Here is a 3,372-nt window from a genome sequence, read left to right on the forward strand (position 1 = left end):
CGCTCTTCCGATCTACCACCCGGTCCTTGGCCTCGCGCACAGCGGTTTCCGCCAGGCCCACCATAGTGAAGCCCGGAAGCCCCTGGCGCACATAATCCACTTCCAGTTCTACGGGATAGGCGTCAACGCCTTCCACGCCGCCGCTGTTCAGCCGGACCACCACAGGGCCTCCTTGCCGCGCTTGAGCCGCAGGGCGGCTATTCCACTTTTTTGCCCATACGGTTCCAGCGCATGTCGTCAAGCCCGCCCCAGGACCAGTAGATGCGCCAGGCCTTGGCGCGTATGGCGCTGCGATCCACAAAGCCCCAGAAGCGCGAGTCCAGCGAGTTGTCGCGGTTGTCGCCCATGACGAAATACTTGCCTTCAGGAACCGTCACCGGGCCGAAATTGTCGCGCACAGGCTCCACACGGTCAGGCTGTGTAAAGCGCGTATAGCTTTCCTTGACGGCCTCGCCATTGCGGTACAACTGCTTGCCGCGCACCTCTATGACATCGCCGGGAACACCCACAATACGCTTGATATAGTCCACGCTGGGATCGTTGGGATATTCAAAGATGATGACTTCACCGCGCTGCGGGTCATCACCCCTGTAAATATAGTGATTGGTAAAGGGAATCTTGATGCCGTAGGCAAACTTGCTGGCAAGCAGATGGTCACCCACCAGCAGGGTTTGCAACATGGATTCAGAAGGTATTTTAAAAGCCTGCACGACAAACGTGCGAATAACCAGGGCAAGCAGCAGGGCCACAAGCAGGGCCTCGCCATATTCGCGCCACAGAGGCTTCTTGGGGCGCGACGATCTCAAAAGCGTGGTCATGAGGTGCTGTTCCTTGTTGAGGGCATTTTACCTTGAAACGCCTGCCCGCGGGCAGAGGTTGCTGTTTCAGCCACGCACCGCTCTGCCGGGCCACCGCACGGCGTTGCGCCAATTCGGCGTGCCAAAAGCACGCCCCTTGAAAGTACGCAAGGCGTCCCGGCATGAAGCAGCCCTTAAGGCCGCCCCCAAACTGCCGTGTCCCGGTGATGCGCGGTTGCAAAGTATGCACTGATGCGCGCCCAAAGGCAAGGTACACATGCCGGAGCCCCAACTGGTCTGCCCGAAAATCTGTTCACACGGCATGCTACGCCGACAGGCCACAGCATACCGCGCCCCTGCAAAGAGCAAAGGCCCCCTTCTGTCCACCATGCCGCAAAAGCATGAAACACACAGGAGGAGGCCTTGTTACCGCAACGGCGCAATGCCGCTTCCGGCAGTTATCCCTGTACGGCAGCGTTTGAGCAGTCCGCGTTGAAACCGCTCGGGCATGCCCACAAAATCCTACGGCAGGCGCAGGGCAAAGTTGATGATAAAGCACAGGGCGATGCACAGCATGACCAGGTTCAGATCCTTAAAGCGTCCGGCCAGGGCCTTGATGCCCACCCAGCTCACAAAGCCGAAGCCGAAGCCTGTGGCGATGTTAAAGGTCAGCGGCATGCTGATGATGGTCAAAAACGCGGGCAATGCCACGGTAAAGTCCTTGAAGCAGATGCGCCCCACTTCCTGCATCATCATGGCGCCCACGATAATAAGCACCGGAGCGGTGGCGTAGGCGGGGACCATACCCACCAGGGGCGAGAAAAAGAGCGCCAGAAAGAACAGCGCGGCAATGGTCACGGCGGTAAGTCCCGTGCGGCCGCCTTCCGCAACCCCGGCGGCGCTTTCAAGGTAGCTTGTGGCCGTGGTGGCGCCCATGACGGCGCTCGCCATTGTAGCCATCGAATCGGTAATAAGGGCCTTGTCGAGATTTTCGATATGCCCGTCTTCGCGAATGAATCCGGCCTTTTGCGAAAGACCGATGAGCACGCCCATATTGTCGAAAAGATCCACCATCGTCAGGGTGAAAATGATGGAAATAAGCCCGTGATGCAGCGCCCCCTTGATGTCCATCCGCATGAAGGTTTCCGTGGGCATGGGCAGGCTGGCGGAGAAAATGGGGCCTTGCGGCAGGGGCGACACGCCAAGGGCTATGCCCGCCACCGTAATGACCAGAATGCCGATGATCATGGCTCCGCGCACGCGCAGGGCCAGCAGGCCGCCAATAAGAAAGATGCCCACAATGGAAAGCAGGGTTCCGGGATTGCCCAGATTGCCCAGCGTCACAAAGGTGGCAGGGTCAGCCGCCACAATGCCGCAGCTTTTCATGCCGATAAAGGCGATAAAAGCCCCGATGCCCACCACAATGGCATACTTGAGGTCCATAGGCACGGCGTTGATGATGAGCTGACGAATGCGGGTGACCGTAAGCAGCAGAAAAACCACGCCGGAAATGAACACCGCACCGAGCCCGGTCTGCCAGGAATACCCGGCCGGGCCGCACACATAATAAGCGAAAAATGCCGTAATACCCAGGCCCGGAGCCACGCCCACGGGAAATTTGGCCCACAGGCCCATAACCAGGGTGGCGATAATGGTCACCCATATGGTGGAGGCCACGGCGGAATCCTTGGGCATGCCCGCGTCAGCCAGCATGGCGGGAACCACGAAAATAAGGTAGCACATAGCCATGAAGCTGGTGAGACCCGCCAGCATTTCTCTTTTGACCGTGCTGCCCCTCGCAGCGGGATTAAACAATTTTTCCAGCACACTCATGGCGTTTCCTCCTTACTGTGCGACGCCGATCGGGCATGGGAAGCCCAGACCATCCCTGCCCGCAAAACAAAAACCATAATAGAGCATCATACCTTTGAGAACATGGCTTCTCAATGTGTGCGGCGCGCACTGTGGCGCTTGAAGCACAAAAAACCTGCCGTCTTCGCGACAGTCGCCGGTGAGCCTGGGATCCTTACGAATGGAACAAGTGGTCGCGTGGGACACGCCGTGTGGCTACGCACGCTGCCTTCAAGCGCAGTGTTCTGCATTACAACGGCTGAAGCACCCGCAAGCCCTACGTCCAACGGCTGAAACGCACTTGCGCCTTCGCGGCGGGCGTTTGTACGCGCAGCCGCAGAACAATTTCAAGGTGAACATGCCTTATCCGACATAACCGATGCTGCACGACCGACTGCAATGCCCACCGCCAGATCCACGCCGCATGGCGGGCAGCAGCCCGAAAAAGCCGGTATGCCGTCTCGTCCGGGCGATGGATATGACACGGAAGCGGGCTGCGGACAATGCCGCCCTGATGAAGGCGGCAGCATGCCATATCGCGCATATCATGTCCATATGAGGCAAGGCCCGTGCGCCCGCAAAAAGCAGTTCCCCAACAGCACAGGCTGCCGGGGAACTGCTGAAGCAAAAAACACTGAAAATGCCACCGCCGCCCAGGCGGCAGGCATGCTACCGGCCTACGCCAACGCCCATCTGCGCCTGCCCTTTGGGCTGCACACGCACG

Annotated in this window: 3 protein-coding genes; 1 reads left to right on the forward strand and 2 read right to left on the reverse strand. The window is 59.0% G+C overall.

What is annotated here, in order from left to right; all coding sequences use genetic code 11:
• Positions 1 to 197 precede the first annotated feature (197 nt).
• Together lepB and V6C16_RS09760 are read right to left on the reverse strand one after the other, a co-directional pair.
• A complete protein-coding gene (gene lepB, locus V6C16_RS09755) occupies positions 198 to 818 on the reverse strand; it encodes a signal peptidase I (RefSeq protein ID WP_333535332.1) in 621 nt (206 codons plus the stop codon).
• Between the two features lie 501 nt (positions 819 to 1,319).
• Positions 1,320 to 2,630: an NCS2 family permease gene (locus V6C16_RS09760; protein ID WP_333535333.1), complete on the reverse strand. Its 1,311-nt coding sequence runs from the start codon at positions 2,628 to 2,630 to the stop codon at positions 1,320 to 1,322.
• Between the two features lie 546 nt (positions 2,631 to 3,176).
• Here V6C16_RS09760 and V6C16_RS09765 point away from each other — a divergent pair.
• A partial coding sequence (locus V6C16_RS09765; protein WP_333543099.1) for a hypothetical protein occupies positions 3,177 to 3,372 on the forward strand: 196 nt, incomplete at its 3' end.

The organism is Desulfovibrio sp. 1188_IL3213 (genome assembly GCF_036763145.1).
GTDB lineage: Bacteria > Desulfobacterota > Desulfovibrionia > Desulfovibrionales > Desulfovibrionaceae > Desulfovibrio.

Excerpts from the sequence above, each read along its gene's own strand:
- V6C16_RS09760 (WP_333535333.1), bottom strand. The coding sequence starts at position 2,630 with ATGAGTGTGCTGGAAAAATTGTTTAATCCCGCTGCGAGGGGCAGCACG.
- lepB (WP_333535332.1), bottom strand. The coding sequence starts at position 818 with ATGACCACGCTTTTGAGATCGTCGCGCCCCAAGAAGCCTCTGTGGCGC.